Source organism: Streptomyces sp. NPDC054757, from assembly GCF_053612185.1.
Genome location: NZ_JBSHBW010000050.1, coordinates 1 through 16,814 on the forward strand (window position 1 = coordinate 1; position 16,814 = coordinate 16,814).

Genomic DNA, 16,814 nt, shown 5'->3' on the forward strand with positions numbered 1-16,814 from the left:
CGCCGGCGGGGTGGGAACCCCCGCCGGCGGCTGCGGGCGCCGGCGCACCGCGGTCTTCAGTACACCGCCGTTTTCAGTGCACCACCGTCGTGCGCACGTCCGCCTCCCCGGCGCCGGCGTCGGCGCGCACGAAGTGCTGCGGTACGAGTGCCGAGAGGAACTCCGTCCTGCGGCGGAGCCCGAACCCCAGGGACTCGTACAGCCGGACGGCGTTGGTGTTGGACTCCGCGGCGTGCAGGAAAGGCGTGTCGCCACGCTCCCTGATCTCGTGGGCGACGGCGCGGATCAGCCGGGTGCCGAGGCCCTGACCGCGCTGGGGCGGGTCCGTGCAGACCGCGCTGATCTCGCTCCAGCCCGGCGGCCGCATCCGTTCACCCGCCATCGCGACGAGCCTGCCCTCGCGGCGGATGCCGAGGTAGCTGCCGAGTTCGACCGTGCGCGGCAGGAAGGGGCCAGGACGGGTCCGTTCGACCAGGTCCAGCATCTCGGGTACATCGTCAGCTCCCAGCCGTACGGCCTCCGGATCGGGGGCGGCGGCCACGCCGTCGTCGACGAGCTGGACACCCGGCGCGTGGAAGACGATTTCCCAGTCGGTGGGCGGCGGCTCGCTGAACGCGGTGAGCGTGACGGCCCCGCCGGGCCCCGCGAGCGCGGCGGCGTCCGCCCAGTCGGCCGCTTCGGGCGCCTCGGGTGTGACGAACCAGGGCGCCACGTCGGACGGGTAGCACAGGACGCGGCCCCGTGAGCGCGCGAAGGGGGCGTGTGGTCCGGTCAGCGCGGTGCGGACCGGGTCGTCCAGGGGATGGGCGGCGCCGGCCGGCCGCGGGACGCTCACGGAGCCACCTCGATCACGATCTTGCCCCGGATGTGCCCGCCCTCCACCGCGCGCAGGGCTTCGGCCGCCTGCTCCAGCGGGTAGGTCCGGGTGACGCAGGCCCGCAGGGCGCCGTCCACGGCGAGGCGCGCCACGGCGTCGAGTACGGCCGCGTTGCGGGCGCGTACGACCGCAGCGCCGCCCAACTCCACCACCAGCTCCTTGCCGCCCGCGCTGATGAGGTTCGCCCGGTCGTCGACCAGCGCGGCCACCTCCTTGAGGGCCGCACCGCCGACAAGGTCGAAGACGGCGTCGACGCCGTCCGCGGCGGCTGCCCGTACCCGGTCCACCACGCCCGGCCCTGAGGGGACGTGCACAGCGCCGAGCGCCTCCACGAACTCCTTCTTCTCCGCACTCGCGGTACCGATGACCTTGACACCGCGGTGCCGTGCGATCTGGACCGCGGCCACCCCCACACCGCCACCCGCGCCGTTGACCAGCAGCGTCGAGCCGGGCGCCGGGTCGAGCTGCTGCATCCCGTCGTACGCGGTGGCTCCCGCGACCGGCAGGGCAGCCGCTTCGGTGAACGGCAGCGCCGCGGGCTTGTGCGCCGTGACGGCGACGGGCATCAGGGTGTACTCGGCGTAGCCGCCGGTCACCGGGTTACCGAAGACGGCCTGGCCCGGTTCGAACCCCTGCACTCCGGGGCCTGTCGCCACCACCGTCCCCGCGGCCTCGCTGCCGAAGACCTCGGGGAACGACGGCTCCGCGCTGCCGGGCCTGCGGTATCCCGTCCGGAGTTTCCAGTCCACCGGGTTCACTCCGGCCGCCCGGACGGCGACGAGCAGCTCTCCCGGACCGGGAACCGGCCTCTCCAGCTCGGCCAGGGCCTCCACCTCGGGGCCGCCGCTGCGGGTGAATACGTACGCCTTGGGCATGAACTCCCTCACTCCGGATCAGGGCACCGGCCCTGCGCACGGCCGGTGGTTCCTCCAGCGAGAAGTCCATTCCGGCTGCGCCTATTCCCGTCTGCCCGCACCCGTTCCAGGAGCTACCGGGACACCGGTCCGACAGCCGTACGCGAGGCCGCCAACGGCACGGTGACGCGGCCCCACGGCGACGCCCCCGGTCTCACACCTCGCGCCACCGGGCGTTCGCCAGGGAGAACGCGCCGAAGGCGGCGAGTCCGACCGCCACCAGCACCAGCAGCCACGGCCCGGCCGGAGTGCCGGTGAACGAGCGCAGGGTGTCGTCCATCCCCTTGGCCCGGCCGGCCTGGTGGTGGACGGCCGCGACGACGGCGAACCCGCCCGCGGCAGCGAAGATGATGCCGCGCGAAGCCCCGCCGAACATCCCGACGGTGTCCACGGCCCGCCGGGTGTTCCTCGACATCGCGGCCATCTTGAGGTGCTTGCGGTACTTGCGCATGACCGCGCGGGCGGCGATCCACAGTCCGGCGCCGGCCACCGCGATCCCCGCGGCACCGACGATCCACTGCCCTCCCGGCCAGCCCAGCGCTGTCGCCGTGACGTCCTGGGACCTCTTGTCCGTCGATCCGCTGCCGCTCCCCCGGTCACCGGCCGCGTAGGACAGCACTCCGTACGAGACGAAGCCGTAGAAGACACAGCGCCCCGCGGCCATGGCCCGTTTGCCGGGCTTGGTGCCATCCGGCCCCGCCTGGCCGAACAGCGCCTCGGACAGCCGCCAGAGGGCCATCCCGGCCAGTGCGATCCCCAGGACCCAGAGGAGTACGTGTCCGAACGGCCGGTGTGCGATCTCGGCGATGGCCCCGCCGCGGTCGGCCTGCGCTCCCCCGCCGTCGGAGAACGCGATCCGCACGGCCAGCACCCCGACCAGGATGTAGATCACGCCCCGTGCGGCGAATCCCGCCCGCGCTCCTGCCGCAACCGCCGTGCTGTCCGCCGCCCGTTTCGCCTGTCTGTGACCGCGCGCTGATGCAGTACCGATGTCCATGCCGTACCGGTTGCCCCGTGGCGGCCCGCCGAAGCCTGGCCTCCGCGCTGCGGGGCTGTGCGGGGCGCGGCAGACTGCGGAGTGTGCCGGCCGATGATTTTCCGCCGCGACCGGGGTCTCCCTCCTGACAGCCCAGCTCACGAAGGCGGACCGATGACCGGCTTGCAGACACTTCTCACGACGTACGTCGACGCGGGTACCGTGCCCGGCGCGGTGGCCCTGGTGGGCGGCCGCGACCGGGCCGAGTTCGCGGTGGCCGGCTCCTCGGACACCGGGGGCTCGGCGCCGATGGACCGGGACTCGGTCTTCCGTATCGCCTCGATCACCAAGCCCGTCACCGCCGCGGCCGTGATGATGCTGGTCGACGAGGGCCGGATCGCGCTCGACGAGCCGGTCGCCCGGCAGTGGCTGCCGGAACTGGCTTCGCCCTCGGTCGTACGCAGGCCGGACAGCCCGGTGGACGATGTCGTGCCCGCTGCCCGCGCCATCACCGTGCGGGATCTGCTCACCTTCCGGGCGGGATACGGATTCCCGTCGGACTTCTCGCTGCCCGCGGTCGGGCTGCTCTTCAGCGAGTTGCGGCAGGGCCCGCCGCAGTCCGAAGCGGTCCCGGCGCCGGACGAGTGGATGGCGGCGCTCTCCCGGATCCCTCTGCTGCACCAGCCGGGGGACGGCTGGCTCTACAACACCTGCTCGGACATTCTGGGGGTGCTGATCGCCAGGGTCTCCGGCAGCTCGCTCCCCGGCTTCCTGGCCGAGCGCATCTTCGAACCGCTCGGTATGACCGACACCGGATTCGCGATCCCCGCCGCCGAACGCCACCGGCTCACCGGCCTCTACCGGCCCACGCCCGGCGGCCTCGAACCGGTCGCCTCGGCCGACGGGGCGTGGGGCGGCCTTCCCGCGTTCCCCTCCGGCGCCGGAGGGCTGTTCTCGACCGCCGGTGACTGGCTGGCGTTCGCCCGGATGCTGCTCGCTGAAGGGGCCTCGGGCGGGCGGCAGTTGCTGTCGCCCGATTCGGTGCGTCTGATGACCGCGAATCATCTGACGCCGGAACAGCGCGCGTCAGGCACCCTCTTCCTGGAGGGCCAGGGGTGGGGCTTCGGCGGATCGGTCGACGTCACGGACGCCGATCCGTGGAACGTGCCCGGCCGCTACGGCTGGATCGGCGGTACCGGTACGGCGGCGCACATCGTCCCGGCCACCGGCACGGTGACCATCCTGCTCAGCCAGGTGGAGATGACCGGGCCGACGCCGCCCCCGCTGATGCGCGACTTCTGGCGGTACGCGGCCGGTGCCTGAGCGGGCCGCACCGGGACACGGACGGGCCGGTTCCGAGAAGCGGCGCCCGAGGGGTCAGCGCTCGCTGTCGAGCTGCGCGAACTGGGCCGGAGCGTAGCGCTCGCCGGCGACGGCGGAGGCGGGCACAGCCTCTTCGATCGCGGCCACGTCATCATCGGTGAGGACCAGTTCGGCCCCGCCGAGCCCTTCGGCCAGCCGCTGCGGGGTCCTGGCGCCGACCAGCGCGACCATGTCGCCGTGCTCACGGCCCTGGGCGAGCACCCAGGCGATCGCCAGTTGCGCCACGGTGGCACCCCGGGCGTCGGCGACCTTGCGCAGTGCGTCGCCCAGCGCGAGGTCGGCGTCGACGTTGTCCGCGTGGAAGCGCGGCAGATGCGAACGGGGGTCGGCGCCCTGTGGGTTCCAGTGGCCGGAGAGCAGCCCGTGCGAGAGCACTCCGTACGCCGTGATCCCGACGCCCAGTTCGCGGCAGGTGTCGAGGATGCCGGACTCGATGCCCCGGCTGAACAGTGAGTACTCGATCTGCAGATCGGTGATCGGATGCACGGCGTGCGCCCGGCGGATGGTCTCCGAACCGACCTCGGAGAGTCCGATGCCGCGCACATGGCCGGCCTCCACCATCTCGGCGATGGCTCCGACGGTGTCCTCGACCGGGACCTCCGGGTCGAGCCGGGCCGGGCGGTAGATGTCCACATGGTCGGTGCCGAGCCGCTGGAGTCCCGACGCATACGCGAACGGGGTCCCCGCGCGGCCGGACGGCCGGGCGAGGATCCCGTCAGCAATGCGGGCAGGCTACTTCTTGAAGCCGTAGTCCATCAGCTTCTTGGCGTCCGCGGTGCGGTTCGCCTCCGATGTGGACGCGAGGACGGTACCGATGACGGTCTTGCTACCCCGGGTGGCGGCGAAGACCAGGCAGTACTTGGCCTCCGGGCCCGACCCGGTCTTCAGGCCGATGGTGCCCGAGTAGCTGCTGAGCAGCTTGTTGGTGTTGGTCCACGACATGTAGCGGTAGCCACCGCTCTTCGTCGTGACCTTCTGCTTGGTCGACTTGGTCTTCACGACCGTGCGGAAGGTGGAGTACTTCATCGCGTTGCTGGCGAGCTTCGTCAGGTCACGCGGGGTCGAGTAGTTGGCACCACTCCCAATGCCGTCGAACGAGTCGAAGTGGGTGTTCTTGAGGCCGAGCGTCTTGGCGGTGGAGTTCATCTTCCCGATGAACGACTTCACCCGCGCGGCCCGGGTGGAACCGGTGCCGAACTTGTCGGCCAGCGCGTACGCCGCGTCACAGCCGGACGGCAGCATCAGGCCGTACAGCAACTGCCGGACCGTGACCTTGTCACCGACGATCAGCCGGGCCGACGACGCGTTCTTGGAGACGATGTAGTCGCTGTACGCCTTCTGGACCGTGACCTTCGAATCCAGGTTGAGGTTCTTCTGCGCGAGCACCACCCGGATCGTCATGATCTTGGTGGTGGAACCGGTGGAACGGCGGGTGTCCGCGGCCTTGGTGAAGAGCGTCTTCGCCGTGCCGTTGTTCATCACGAAGCCGCCCTTGGCGACGATCGTGGGCGCCTTGGGTGCGGCGGCCTGGGCCGAGGCGCCGAATGCCCCGGCCGTCGATACAGCTCCCGCGGTCACGACGACCACAGACATACGACGAATGCCCTGAATACCGATTTTCAAGATGAATACTCCAAATGCCGCTTCATCGCGGCCTCATGAGAGTGCCGCTCGCACATGAGACGAACGAGAGAGCCCGATGGATGCGGCGCGACCCGGGATTTTTCCGGGCACCGCGCGCCTGCGGTCTGCCATGCTGACGTCGTGCCGTACGGACCGAGCAGCCCCGAACCCATCACGGCAGACCCGCCCCGCGAGGAGCCCCGGCCGCTGCTCACCCAGTCCTGGCTGGATCTGGCCTTTCTGCACTGGGCGGCCGACCCGGCGGACGTGGCACCGCTGCTGCCGCCCGGCACCTTCCCCGACCTCCTCGACGGGGTGACGTACGTGGGGCTCGTCGCCTTCCGTATGCACCGGATCGGCTGGCTCGGGCTGCCCGGAGTGCCGTATCTGGGCACCTTCCCGGAGACCAACGTGCGTCTGTACTCCGTGGACGGCCGGGGGCGGCGCGGCGTGGTGTTCCGCTCGCTCGACGCCGCCCGCCTGATCCCGGTGACCGTGGGGCGTACGGTCTTCCGGCTCCCCTACGCATGGTCCCGGATGACCGTGGACCGCGAGGGTGACCACCTCACGTACACGAGCCGCAGACGCCGGCCGGGGCCTCGGGGCGCGTACAGCAGGATCGGGATCCGGGTCGGGGAGCGCGTACGGGAGCCCAGCGAGCTGGAGCATTTCGTGACCGCCCGGTGGGGGCTGCACACGAGTCTGCTCGGCCGTCCGCTGTATCTGCCGAACACCCACCCCCGCTGGCCGCTGTACCGGGCGGAGCTGACCGGGTGCGCCGAGAACCTCGTCGCGGCGGCCGGGCTCCCGGCCCCGGTGGGCGAGCCGGTCAGCGTGCTCCACTCCCCCGGCGTCCCGGTGCGCTTCGGACGGCCTCGGCGCGCCGACTGACACACCCGCCCGTGTTACCTCTGCACTGACCTGCCCGTTCGCCATTAATAATGGCCAGCATTAGAATAGCTGGCATGGCAAGGACATCAGGGCCCGGAACCCGGGAGAAACTGATCCGCGCGGCCGAGGAGATCTTCGCCGCCCAGGGCGTCGACGGTGCACAGCTGCGCGACATCATCCGGCTGGCAGGACAGAGCAATCCATCCGCCGTGCAGTATCACTTCGGCTCACGCGCCGGTCTGCTCGACACCGTGATGGCCGGACGGCAGCGGCGCACCGAAGCCGTCCTGACGGAGCTGCTCGGCGACGGCGGACAGGATCTGCACGGACTGCTCACCGCGCTCGTCGCGGCCGAGGCGACCGAGCTGCGCACCGAGCGCGGCCAGCGCTGTCTGCAGGTCTCCGCGCAGCTCAGCCATGAGAGCGGGGTCCGCACCCGCACCCCGCATCCGACGATCGAGGGCACCGTCTACTGGCAGCTCATCGGCCGGCTCGATGCCTGCCTGGAGGCGCTTCCCGAGCCGGTTCGGCTGGAGCGCGTGGATCTGGCCCTGACGCTGGTCGGCGCCGCGATGGCGGACCGCGCCCGTCAGTACCTCACCGGCGCGGAGCCTCTCACCGGCGAGCGGCTGTTCCTCGCCGATCTCGTCTCGATGACGGCCGCCCTGCTGACGGCCCCCGTACCGCATGAAGCTCCGGACGGAGCGGATGCCCGAGCAGAACGAAGGACTGAATCATGAACGATCTCACCGGAAAGACGGTCATCATCACCGGCGGCGCCCGTGGACTGGGCGCCGAGGCGGCCCGCCAGGCGGTCGACGCCGGGGCCCGGGTGGTGATCACCGACGTCCTCGACGAGGAGGGCGCGGCCACTGCGGCCGAACTGGGCACGGCGGCACGCTTCCTGCACCACGATGTCACGTCCGAGGAGGACTGGACGCGGGTCGTCGCGTTCGCCACCGCCGAGTTCGGCGAGGTGCACGGGCTGGTCAACAACGCGGGCATATCGGCCGGCGCGTATCTGGAGACCACATCGGTGGAGAGCTTCCGCCGGGTGCTCGACATCAACCTCACCGGCGTCTTCATCGGGATGAAGTCCGTCATCCCCGCGATGAGGGAGAGCGGCGGCGGCTCGATCGTCAACATCTCGTCGGCCGCTGGGCTGATGGGCCTGGCGCTCACCGGCGGGTACGGCGCGTCCAAGTGGGGCGTACGCGGACTGACGAAGATCGGTGCGGTGGAGCTGGGCACCGAGCGGATCCGGGTCAACTCCGTGCACCCCGGGATGACATACACCCCGATGACCGCCTCGGTCGGCATCGAGAAGGGTGAGGGGAACTACCCGAACACCCCGATGGGCCGGGTCGGCGAGCCGCCGGAGATCGCGGGCGCCGTGGTGTTCCTGCTCTCCGACGCCGCCTCGTACGTCACCGGGGCCGAGCTGGCCGTGGACGGCGGCTGGACCACGGGACCGACCGTCAAGTACGTCATGGGCCAGTGAGCCGGTGACGGCATGAGCCGCTGTCCCGCCGGAGGAGACCCTGACGCCCGCCGGCGGGGCAGCCCGGCCGCGGTCCACCGCGGCAACCTCCCGGTGCTCCGCCTCCCGGTGCTCCGCGCGGAAGGCATCGTCCACTCTGCCGGGGATCTCTGCAAACCGGGAGCCGATGACGACAGATTCAGCCAACTCTGTTTCACCATCTGATTGTTCACGATTCACTATCGGCCAATTCTGGCCGTTCCTCGTCGCGTGTATCGGCCCGGGATCGCCCCGGGTCCAAGATGTACCCGTGGTGGGAAACCTTCCCGTCGTCGCGACCAGTTTTGTCGGCAGGACCGGCCAGCTGCGCCGTGCGGCACGGGCACTCGAAAAGCACCGGCTGGTCACTCTCACGGGCGGCGGCGGGGTCGGCAAGAGCCGGCTGGCGTTGCGCGCTGCCGAGGAGGCCGGCGACGGGTACGCCGACGGGGTGTGGTGGGCCGACCTGTCGCACCTCTGCGACGAACGGCTCCTGATCGGCACGGTCTCCGACGCCGTCGGCCTCCTCGACCACGATCTGGCCCGCCCGGTGGAAGCGCTCTGCGAACGGCTGGCCGACCGCAATCTGCTGCTGGTCCTCGACTGCTGTGAGCGGATCCTCGCGGCGTGCGGCGATCTCGTGGGCGCGCTGCTGCGCGCGGCTCCGGGACTGTCCGTGCTCGCGACCAGCAGGGAGCCGCTCGGTGTACCGGGCGAGTACCTCCTCGACGTGCCGCCGCTCGCCGCGGACGGCGACGGCGAGGAGGCCATGCGGCTCTTCCGCGACCGCGCCGCCGCGGCGGCGCCCCGTCTTTCGCTCGACTCACCGGGGACGGCGGCGGTGGCCGCGGACATCTGCCGGCGGCTCGAAGGCATCCCGCTCGCGGTCGAACTGGCCTGTGCCCGGCTCGCGGAGTACAGCATCGACCGGATCGCCGAACGGCTCTCCTCCAGGATCGACTTCCTCAGCGAGTCCGACGCTCACCTGTGGCCCCGGCGGCACCGGGCGCTGCGGACCGCCATCGGCTGGAGCCACGAGCTGTGCGCCCCCGCCGAACGGCTGCTGTGGGCACGGCTCTCGGTCTTCCCCGGGACCGTCGCTGAGACCGACGTACAGGCCGTGTGCTCCGGCGGACCGCTGGCCGCAACGGACATCCCCGCGCTGCTGGAGCGGCTGGCCGACCAGTCCGTACTGCAGCGGGACGGCGCCCGGTACCGGATGCTCGACACCCTGCGCGAGTACGGCGCGATGTGGCTGGGCGAGCTGGGCGAGCAGCCGGCGCTCGCCCGCCGGCACGCCGCGCACTTCGCCGAACTGGCGCGCCTGGCCCACAGCGGGTGGCTAGGACCGCGGCAGGTCGACTGGTACCGCCGGATCGCCGAGACCGACGCGGATCTCTGCGCCGCGCTCGACCACCTCCTCACCGAGGACCCGGAGCGTGCTGTGGAGATGGCCGGGTGCACCGGACTCTTCTGGAGCTGCTGCGGTCATCTGCAGCGGGCCCGCGACTTCCTGGAGCGGGCTCTCGCCCTGGAGACGGAGAGAGGCCCGCACCGCACCCGCGCCCTGTGGGCCCTCGGTATCACTCTCACGCTGCAGGGCGACCACGAGACCGCCCGCGGCCTCGGCGAGCGGTGCAGTGTCGCCGCCTGGCACGACCGTGACACGGAGTCGATGCTCTCGGCGGCCCACGCCGTCAGCTTCAACTACCTGATGATGGGCCGCCCGCAGACCGCGCACGACGTCAGCGACCGTGCGCTGCGGAGTCTGCCGGGCGATCCGCTGGACGCGCCGTCGCAGATGCGGTGCCGGGTGATAAGAGTCTTCGCACTCTCCGCCCTGGGCCGTCTGGACGAGGCGTACGAGGACGCGACGGATCTGCAGCAGCTGAGTCTGCGCTACGGCGAGTACTGGGCCCGCGCCTACGCCGATCACCAACTCGCCCTGATACACCTGCTGCAGGGCAGGCCGCACGAGGCGGAGAGCCATGCGCGCTCCATGCTGTCGGGCAAGCACCAGCTCCACGACAGCCTCGGCATCGCCCTCGGGCTCGATCTGCTGGCCGGGGCGATCGCCGCGCGGGGCGACGGTGTGGAGGCGGCGCGTATGTCGGGTACCGGGCATGTCTACTGGCTGATGATCGGCCACCCGCGCCGCGGCACCCCCGAACTGGGGGTGATCCGGGAGGTCTGGGAGCGCAAGGCCCGCGAGGCGGCCGGGACTCCCGCCTATGAGCGGGCCTACCGGCGCAGTCTGACCGGGGATGCCGAGTCCGGCCTGGTCCGCGCGCTCCAGGGGAATCCGCCCGGGTGACCCGCCCGGGGCGGCCGGTGCTGTTCCGGCTGCCCCGGGCGGGGTTACCCGATCGACTGCGCCCCGGCGGGCCGTCAGCCCCGGCGCGGGCCCGGGTCGCTGGTGCTGGGGCGGCCGTTCTCCAGGTGTCCGGACCAGCGCCGGCTGAATCCGTGGTCGCCGTGGCCGGATTCGGTGACCGAGATGTCGTACCAGCCGGAGTGCTCACGGACCGGCAGGGTGACCTCGGTGGTGGCACCGGCACGCAGCCGGTGCGATGTGCCGTTCCGGGACCCGTAGGCATCGGCCACCCGGACCGTGCGGACGGCGCGGCTCCGGTTGGCGATCCTGATCCGTACCCGCTCGCCGCCCTGGTGGGTGAAGGTGGCGTGCAGGGCGTCGTCCGACGAACCGGCGAACTCGCAGACCGTCCCGTTGGGGCCGTAGGCGGAGAGCTGGTAGGCACCGCCGGTGGCGGCCGTGCGCCAGTAGTCGCTCAGGGTGTCCCGGGCGGAGACCGTGTAGCGGCGCGGAGCCGACTGCGGCTGCTTGCGGTCGTAGACGTAGAACGCGGCCCCGGCCCGTCCGCGGTTGGCGAACTCCAGCTGGAACCGGTCCTTGTGCGCGTCACCCTCGTTGACCTGTACGTCGTACGGAAGTGCACGGGCCCGGCGGACGCCCGGCTCCTGCTCGGGCATCCGCTGGTCCAGCGGGACCTGGTAGGGCTTGCCGGAGGAGACGACCGGCGCGGGGACCTGGAAGGAGACGGGCGCGGGGTCGGCGCCCGAGAAGTCGAGCGCCGAGGTGAGGTCGCCGCAGACGGAGCGGCGCCAGGCGCTGATGTGGGGCTCGTGGATTCCGAACCTGGCCTCAAGGAACCGCAGGACCGAGGTGTGGTCGAAGGTCTCCGAGCACACCCAGCCGCCGCGCGACCAGGGCGAGACGACCAGCAGCGGTACCCTCGCGCCCAGGCCGATGGGCTGGAGGCCCCCGGGGTCGGCGCCGGGGACCAGCGGGCTCATCTCGTCCGGGTACTTGCCGAGGTCGAGGATCTCGTCACCGAGGCTGCGCACCAGATCGCGGGAGACCATGCCCTGGGCGCCGGGGCCACTGGTGACCGGCGGCATGGGCGGTACGACATGGTCGAAGAGGCCGTCGTTCTCGTCGTAGTTGACGATGAAGACGGTACGGCCCCACACCTCCGGGTTGGAGGTGAGCGCTTCGAGGACCAGGTTGATGTAGGCGGCGCCGTCCGTCGGCGATGCGGAGGGGTGCTCGCAGTACTTGTAGGGCGGGACGATCCAGGAGACCTGGGGCAGGGTGCCGCGCTCCACGTCCTCGCGCAGTTCCTTGAGCGTGTGGTCCGACGCCCCCTTCTCCACCAGCGGTCCCGTGGCACCCTCGGCGACCTGGTACTGCTCGAAGAACATCAGTGAGTTGTCGGTGTAGTTGTCCGTGGGGCTGCCCGGCTCGCCCGTGCCGCCCTGGTACAGCTTCCAGCTGACCTTCGCGGCCTCCAGCCGTTCCGGGTAGGTGGTCCAGGTGTAGCCGTTGGTGTTGTTGCGCTCCCCGAGGCCGGGGCCGTTGGGGCGGCGCCCGTACACGTTGCGCGGGTCGCAGGTCCCGCTCCACAGGTAGATCCGGTTCGGCGCGGTGTCGGCGTGCACCGAGGCGAAGTAGGAGTCGCAGATGGTGAACGCCTCGGCCAGGGCGTAGTGGTACTGCAGGTCCTGCCGCTTGAGGTGGCCCATGGTGAGGGTGTCCTGTTTCTGGTTCACCCACTGGTCGTGGCGGCCCTCGTTCCAGGCCAGGTGTCCGCTGCTCCAGCCGTGGTCGGTGCCCGCCTGGTACTCCGTGGTGTTCTTGGGGTCGATGTACCAGGGCAGTACCTCGGTCGCGCTGTCCGGGAGTCCGCGCGCGTTGTAGCGCGCGGTGTGCGTGCCCGCGGCCGGCTGGTTCCAGACGGGTCTGCCGTTGGGCAGGAGCGCCGGGCGCGGGTCGCCGAAGCCGCGGACTCCGCGGAGGCCGCCGAAATAGTGGTCGAACGAGCGGTTCTCCTGCATCAGGATCACCACATGGTCGACGTCCTTGATGGAGCGGGTGCGGGAGAGGGCGGGCATGGCCATGGCCTTGCCTATCGCCGGTGGGAAGACCGAGAGCGCGGCGGCCGACGCGGCTGTCGCACCGCTTGCCTGGAGAAAACGCCGGCGATCAAACGTGACCATGTGGCTGCAACCTTCTGTTGGCAACAAGGGGTTTTCGAACACCTCCGATCATTCAGGGCCGCATCCCCTCCTGGGTAGCCCCCGGAAGGACTTGGAGTGATCAACCAGCCAACTCTGTGTTCACCGGGCCTCCATGGGCAGGCCGCTGTTCTGCGGAAATACCGCTCGTTGGCGGGCTGTCGTCCGCTGCCCTGTACCGTTCGGCGGCCGACGCGATGAGCGGCATGGAGCGTCATGGGCGGGAACAGCCGGACTCGGGGCAAGGCGGCGCGCCACGGAATTCCACGTGGAAATATCTGGAATCGCCGGGTCTTCCGGTATATCGGCGGGTCCACGGCGAGACGCCCGTTCCCAACCATCGGTTTTTGCCCAAGCTGTGTCCGAAACTATTCGTTCACCCTGCTGAGCGTCGCTGGGATCTCGACAACGACATATCCACGCCCATAGCGTCTCGCCCATGACAACCCCCCCGGACGACCGGAGATTCCGGCGTGAGATGGCCGTGGCCCACAGGTCTGGATGGCATCTCATCGACTTGCTCAGCGCACTTCCCGAGCCAGGCGATTCCCTGATGGTGACCATCCTGGGCGAGCCCGTCGTCGTCTGCCGCAATGCCGCCGACGGAGAGCTCGAAGCGTACCGGTGCCTGCGCCGGCCCCGTGGCGCGCCGCAGCCCGTACGGTGCGTCATACGCTACGGAATGATCTTTGTGAATCTCCAGCCGAACGATCACGAGGACATATCCGCCGAGAACCTTCGTACTGTTACCCCCCAGAGCGCCTGAGGCGGATCGGCGTCAAGCAGATCGCCCGGGTGCTCTCCCCGGACAGCGGCGCCACCGTGACCTGAACACGGTGGCGCCGCTGCGGTTTCCCGGCTCACCGGCAGAGCGCCGGGCCGGAATGCCGACGCCGTTCGCAGAGACGGCGGCGGCTGGGCAGGAAGTCAGGAGACCATGAGCAGACGGCTTTCCACTCCGATGTATTCGCCGTTGACCCCGTCGGCGTCGGGTGAGGCGAGCAGTTTGACGTTCTTCGCCGCCGCGGCCACCAGCGACGCGTCGACCCGGGTCTGCCAGGCGGACGCCGAGCGCGCGGCACCGCGTACCGAGACACGCTGGCCCAGCGGTGAGTTGAGGGTCACGACGTTGCAGGTGATGCCGTGAAACGCCTCGTCGCGGGCCATCCGGCTGACGAAACCGCGGAGCGCCGCCTCGGAGGTGCTGCCGAACTGCCGCGCGGAGAGACCGTCCTGGGCGGAGGTACAGAGGAAGATGACGCGTCCCTGCCCGCTCTCCCGGAGCGCGGGCAGCACCCTGCGGATCAGCCGGAAGGTACCGATGATCCGGTTGTCGGCGACGGAGACGAAGCGGTCGTCCCTCAGCATCAGATCGCACGACAGGTCGATGGAGGCGATCACGACGCCGACCGGCCCGTGACGCTCCTCGACGAGAGCGAGCGCCCCGTCGATCTGCGACTCGTCCGTCACATCGCAGGCCACGGTCAGGTCGGGGTCGTCGGGGACGTGCGGCCCGGAGTACAGCGCGGCGACGCGGTCACCGCACTCCTGGAGCGCCTTCGTGATCCCCTGACTTACCTCACTGTGACCATCAACGATGAGCACGGACCGCTGGGATGGCATTGCGAGTCCCCTACCTTTCGCGAATGCAGCAGACACTCTGCATTGTTCACCTGCGACAGGTCAGAGTCTTACGGCCGACGGCCGGTCTTTCCACGCAAAAGACATGCAGATAATTGTGAGCCCGCTGCTCAGCGGGCAGTTACGGGGGAAATATGACACTCTCGGCCCAGGACGCGACGGCGCTGCGCACGTTGCTGGAGAGCCGCCGGGCGGCCATCGCGCCCGAGACGGTGGGCTATACCGAGCGCAGCGGAGCCGGCCGCCCGGTCAACGGGCTGAGTCAGGAGCAGATAGACGCGCTGACACACCGGGCCCGGGGCACCTACGGGCGCCTCATCAACGGACCGGAGCACCGGCCGAATCCGACGTATCTCGGCGATCTCGCCCGGTTACTGAGGATGACGGAGCAGGAGTGGACGACGCTGTACTGGCTGACCCGGCGCGAAGTCCCCGCACCGCTCCACAACACCTCGGGCATGGAAGTGCCGGGCGCCTGGAAGGCCGTCGAGCTGATCCACGGCGTCATGGCCTATCTGGTCGACTCCGCCTGGAATCTGATCACGTGCAACAAGGAGTACGAGGAGCTCTTCCCCGGCGGGAAGGCGCCGCGGAACGCCCTGATGTTCATGGCGATCAGTCCGGAACGCCATGCGCTGCTGCTGGACTGGGAGCGCAGCTGGGCACCTTTCGTACTCGGCCAGTTGCGGCGGGCGACCCAGGAACGGCCGGAGAACAAGGACCTGGCGCGGATCGAGGAGTGCGTTCTGCGCGACCCCGTGGCCGGGCCGCTGTACGAGGCAACTCCCTTTCTGGCACTGCCATTTCCGGACGGGGCACAACGCCCTTTGTGGCACCCGAAGTTGGGCGAGGGGATGGTGAACGTCTGCGCCGCGGAGCCGGTCACGTCGGTGGGCTCCCGGCTGATCCTGCTGTCGTTCCAGCCCGGCCCGCCGGGAGAACACCGCAGAAACCCCGATCTGCGCGCGGCCCACAATTCACTGGGCTGAACAGCTTTTTGATGGGTGATCACACGAAGCCGCCCCCACGCATCACAGGTGATCAGACTGCGTAACTTTCGTGAAAGATGTATCGCACTGGCGTACGTTGTTCGTACATGTAATCGAGCATCAATGGGAGCCACCCATGCCCGCCTACGTCAGCCGCCCCGCGATCGTTCTGCCTCAATTCGAGGTGAGCACCCGCGACATCATCGACGACATCGCACGGAACCACCCGGACGACCCGCGGCTGAAGGTGTACGAGCGAGTGCTCGGCAACCTCCAGGTCGACAAGCGATACTTCGTGGCCCCCCTCGACTCACCGGTCATCTCGGGGGACGCGGGCATCACGGACCGGGTCAGCACCGGCTTCGACCACTCGGTACGGATGGGCGAGCAAGCTGCGCGCAAGGCCATGGCTCAGGCGGGTGTCCAGCCGTCCGAGATCGGTGCCATTGTCACGTCGCACTCCACCACCTGGGGCGTGCCGGCACACGATGTGCGGCTCAGCAACGCCCTCGGGCTACCGATGCACACCCGGCGCATCGCGATGACCACACTGGCCTGCGGCGGCGGCGTACAGGCGCTGATCCGTGGCGTACAACTGGCAGCGGAGGAGCCCGGAACGAAGGTTCTCGTGGTCGTGTCCGAGGTCATCAGCTCCGTGTACAACCACCGTGACACAACCATCCAGTCCATGATCTACAAAGCGCTGTTCGGCGATTCCGCGGGCGCCTGCGTCGTCTCCACGACCGCTCCCGGCACACCCGGAATCCGGATCGAGGATCCGGTGAGCGCGAACGCCCTCGAACTCCTGCTGCCCGACACCGAGGACCTGTACAGCGGCAAACTCGACACCAGCGGGCTGCACTTCGACAGCACGAAGGCGGGCCAGAAGGGTGCGCTGGACTCGATGCCGCACGTCCTCGACTGGCTGGACCACAAGGTGCCGGACTGGGCCGTCATCCACCCCGGCAGCCCCGGCATCATCACCGATGTCGCCAAGAGCCTCGGGCTGACCGAGGAGCACACGCGGCATTCGCGCGCCGTCCTGGCCGAGACCGGCAATCTGGGCGGGGTCAGTGTGCTGGCCGTGCTGGACAAACTGCATACGGCGCCGCCCTCCGCGGGCGAGTCGGGCGTCGCGGTGGCCTTCGGACCGGGCTTCGTCACCGCGGCACTGCGCTGTACGTGGTCCGCGCCCACCGGGGACTGACGGGGCTCGCAGCGGCTTGCGCGCCCTGATGCCCAGGACGACAGGAAAGGGCGCCCCGTGCTCGGCAAACCCTCCGAACGCGGGCTCCACGCCGGGAGACCACTGAAACAAGCGTCTGAAACAGGCGGGGCAGCGGCAGATGCCCCGCCCCGCCCCCGCCTCCGCCCCGCAGTCCTCGCCCCGCAGCCACCCCGTCGCCCTCTTGACCGGACACGGTCAGTTAGCTGAATGTGTGGTGGGCCCGGACCGCAACCCATC

Annotated in this window: 14 protein-coding genes and 1 pseudogene; 8 read left to right on the forward strand and 7 right to left on the reverse strand. The window is 70.1% G+C overall.

All coding sequences use genetic code 11. From position 1 onward, the window contains the following. Positions 1 to 73: 73 nt before the first annotated feature. From ACWGKJ_RS33840 to ACWGKJ_RS33850, 3 genes are all read right to left on the reverse strand, one after another. A complete protein-coding gene (locus ACWGKJ_RS33840; protein WP_385033695.1) occupies positions 74 to 835 on the reverse strand; it encodes a GNAT family N-acetyltransferase in 762 nt (253 codons plus the stop codon). Continuing rightward, complete coding sequence (locus ACWGKJ_RS33845) at positions 832 to 1,752, reverse strand: NADP-dependent oxidoreductase (protein ID WP_385033692.1); 921 nt, start codon at positions 1,750 to 1,752, stop codon at positions 832 to 834. The genes ACWGKJ_RS33840 and ACWGKJ_RS33845 overlap by 4 nt, the downstream gene beginning before the upstream one ends. A gap of 193 nt (positions 1,753 to 1,945) precedes the next feature. Continuing rightward, the gene (locus ACWGKJ_RS33850) at positions 1,946 to 2,788 is read right to left on the reverse strand and encodes a DUF1206 domain-containing protein (RefSeq protein WP_385033689.1); all 843 of its coding nucleotides are present in this window, start codon (positions 2,786 to 2,788) and stop codon (positions 1,946 to 1,948) included. 153 nt (positions 2,789 to 2,941) lie between these two features. Here ACWGKJ_RS33850 and ACWGKJ_RS33855 point away from each other — a divergent pair, with 153 nt between their 5' ends. Further along, entirely contained in the window at positions 2,942 to 4,090 is a 1,149-nt protein-coding gene (locus ACWGKJ_RS33855) for a serine hydrolase domain-containing protein (RefSeq protein WP_453315897.1), read from the forward strand. Positions 4,091 to 4,144: 54 nt separating this feature from the next. Here ACWGKJ_RS33855 and ACWGKJ_RS33860 read toward each other — a convergent pair. Next, positions 4,145 to 4,870, reverse strand: a pseudogene (locus tag ACWGKJ_RS33860) (aldo/keto reductase); the annotation flags it as partial. 12 nt (positions 4,871 to 4,882) lie between these two features. Next, on the reverse strand, positions 4,883 to 5,743 hold the full coding sequence (locus ACWGKJ_RS33865; protein WP_385033683.1) for a D-alanyl-D-alanine carboxypeptidase family protein: 861 nt from the start codon (positions 5,741 to 5,743) through the stop codon (positions 4,883 to 4,885). A 171-nt stretch (positions 5,744 to 5,914) separates the two neighbouring features. Between ACWGKJ_RS33865 and ACWGKJ_RS33870 the strand changes: the two genes are divergently transcribed. From ACWGKJ_RS33870 to ACWGKJ_RS33885, 4 genes are all read left to right on the forward strand, one after another. Next, entirely contained in the window at positions 5,915 to 6,664 is a 750-nt protein-coding gene (locus ACWGKJ_RS33870) for a YqjF family protein (RefSeq protein ID WP_385033681.1), read from the forward strand. 74 nt (positions 6,665 to 6,738) lie between these two features. Then, positions 6,739 to 7,404 (forward strand): TetR/AcrR family transcriptional regulator, encoded by a 666-nt coding sequence (locus ACWGKJ_RS33875; RefSeq protein ID WP_385033678.1) that lies wholly within the window; start codon positions 6,739 to 6,741, stop codon positions 7,402 to 7,404. Then, positions 7,401 to 8,165: an SDR family oxidoreductase gene (locus tag ACWGKJ_RS33880; RefSeq protein ID WP_385033675.1), complete on the forward strand. Its 765-nt coding sequence runs from the start codon at positions 7,401 to 7,403 to the stop codon at positions 8,163 to 8,165. The genes ACWGKJ_RS33875 and ACWGKJ_RS33880 overlap by 4 nt, the downstream gene beginning before the upstream one ends. 292 nt (positions 8,166 to 8,457) lie before the next feature. Continuing rightward, positions 8,458 to 10,497, forward strand: a complete 2,040-nt coding sequence (locus ACWGKJ_RS33885; protein ID WP_453315899.1) for an ATP-binding protein — start codon at positions 8,458 to 8,460, stop codon at positions 10,495 to 10,497. Positions 10,498 to 10,571: 74 nt separating this feature from the next. Here the strand turns inward: ACWGKJ_RS33885 and ACWGKJ_RS33890 are convergent, their stop codons facing one another. Then, positions 10,572 to 12,701 carry a phosphocholine-specific phospholipase C gene (locus ACWGKJ_RS33890; RefSeq protein ID WP_385034007.1) on the reverse strand — a complete coding sequence of 710 codons (2,130 nt, stop codon included), beginning with the start codon at positions 12,699 to 12,701 and terminating at the stop codon, positions 10,572 to 10,574. A gap of 457 nt (positions 12,702 to 13,158) precedes the next feature. On the opposite strand from ACWGKJ_RS33890, the gene ACWGKJ_RS33895 reads away from it, so the two are divergent. Continuing rightward, on the forward strand, positions 13,159 to 13,485 hold the full coding sequence (locus tag ACWGKJ_RS33895; protein ID WP_453315898.1) for a (2Fe-2S)-binding protein: 327 nt from the start codon (positions 13,159 to 13,161) through the stop codon (positions 13,483 to 13,485). A gap of 161 nt (positions 13,486 to 13,646) precedes the next feature. Here ACWGKJ_RS33895 and ACWGKJ_RS33900 read toward each other — a convergent pair whose 3' ends face one another. Continuing rightward, positions 13,647 to 14,342 (reverse strand): SDR family NAD(P)-dependent oxidoreductase, encoded by a 696-nt coding sequence (locus ACWGKJ_RS33900; protein ID WP_385030886.1) that lies wholly within the window; start codon positions 14,340 to 14,342, stop codon positions 13,647 to 13,649. Between the two features lie 152 nt (positions 14,343 to 14,494). On the opposite strand from ACWGKJ_RS33900, the gene ACWGKJ_RS33905 reads away from it, so the two are divergent. Then, positions 14,495 to 15,349, forward strand: a complete 855-nt coding sequence (locus ACWGKJ_RS33905; RefSeq protein ID WP_385030883.1) for an MmyB family transcriptional regulator — start codon at positions 14,495 to 14,497, stop codon at positions 15,347 to 15,349. A 136-nt stretch (positions 15,350 to 15,485) separates the two neighbouring features. Continuing rightward, entirely contained in the window at positions 15,486 to 16,556 is a 1,071-nt protein-coding gene (locus ACWGKJ_RS33910) for a 3-oxoacyl-[acyl-carrier-protein] synthase III C-terminal domain-containing protein (protein ID WP_385030880.1), read from the forward strand. The last annotated feature ends 258 nt before the right edge of the window (positions 16,557 to 16,814 follow it).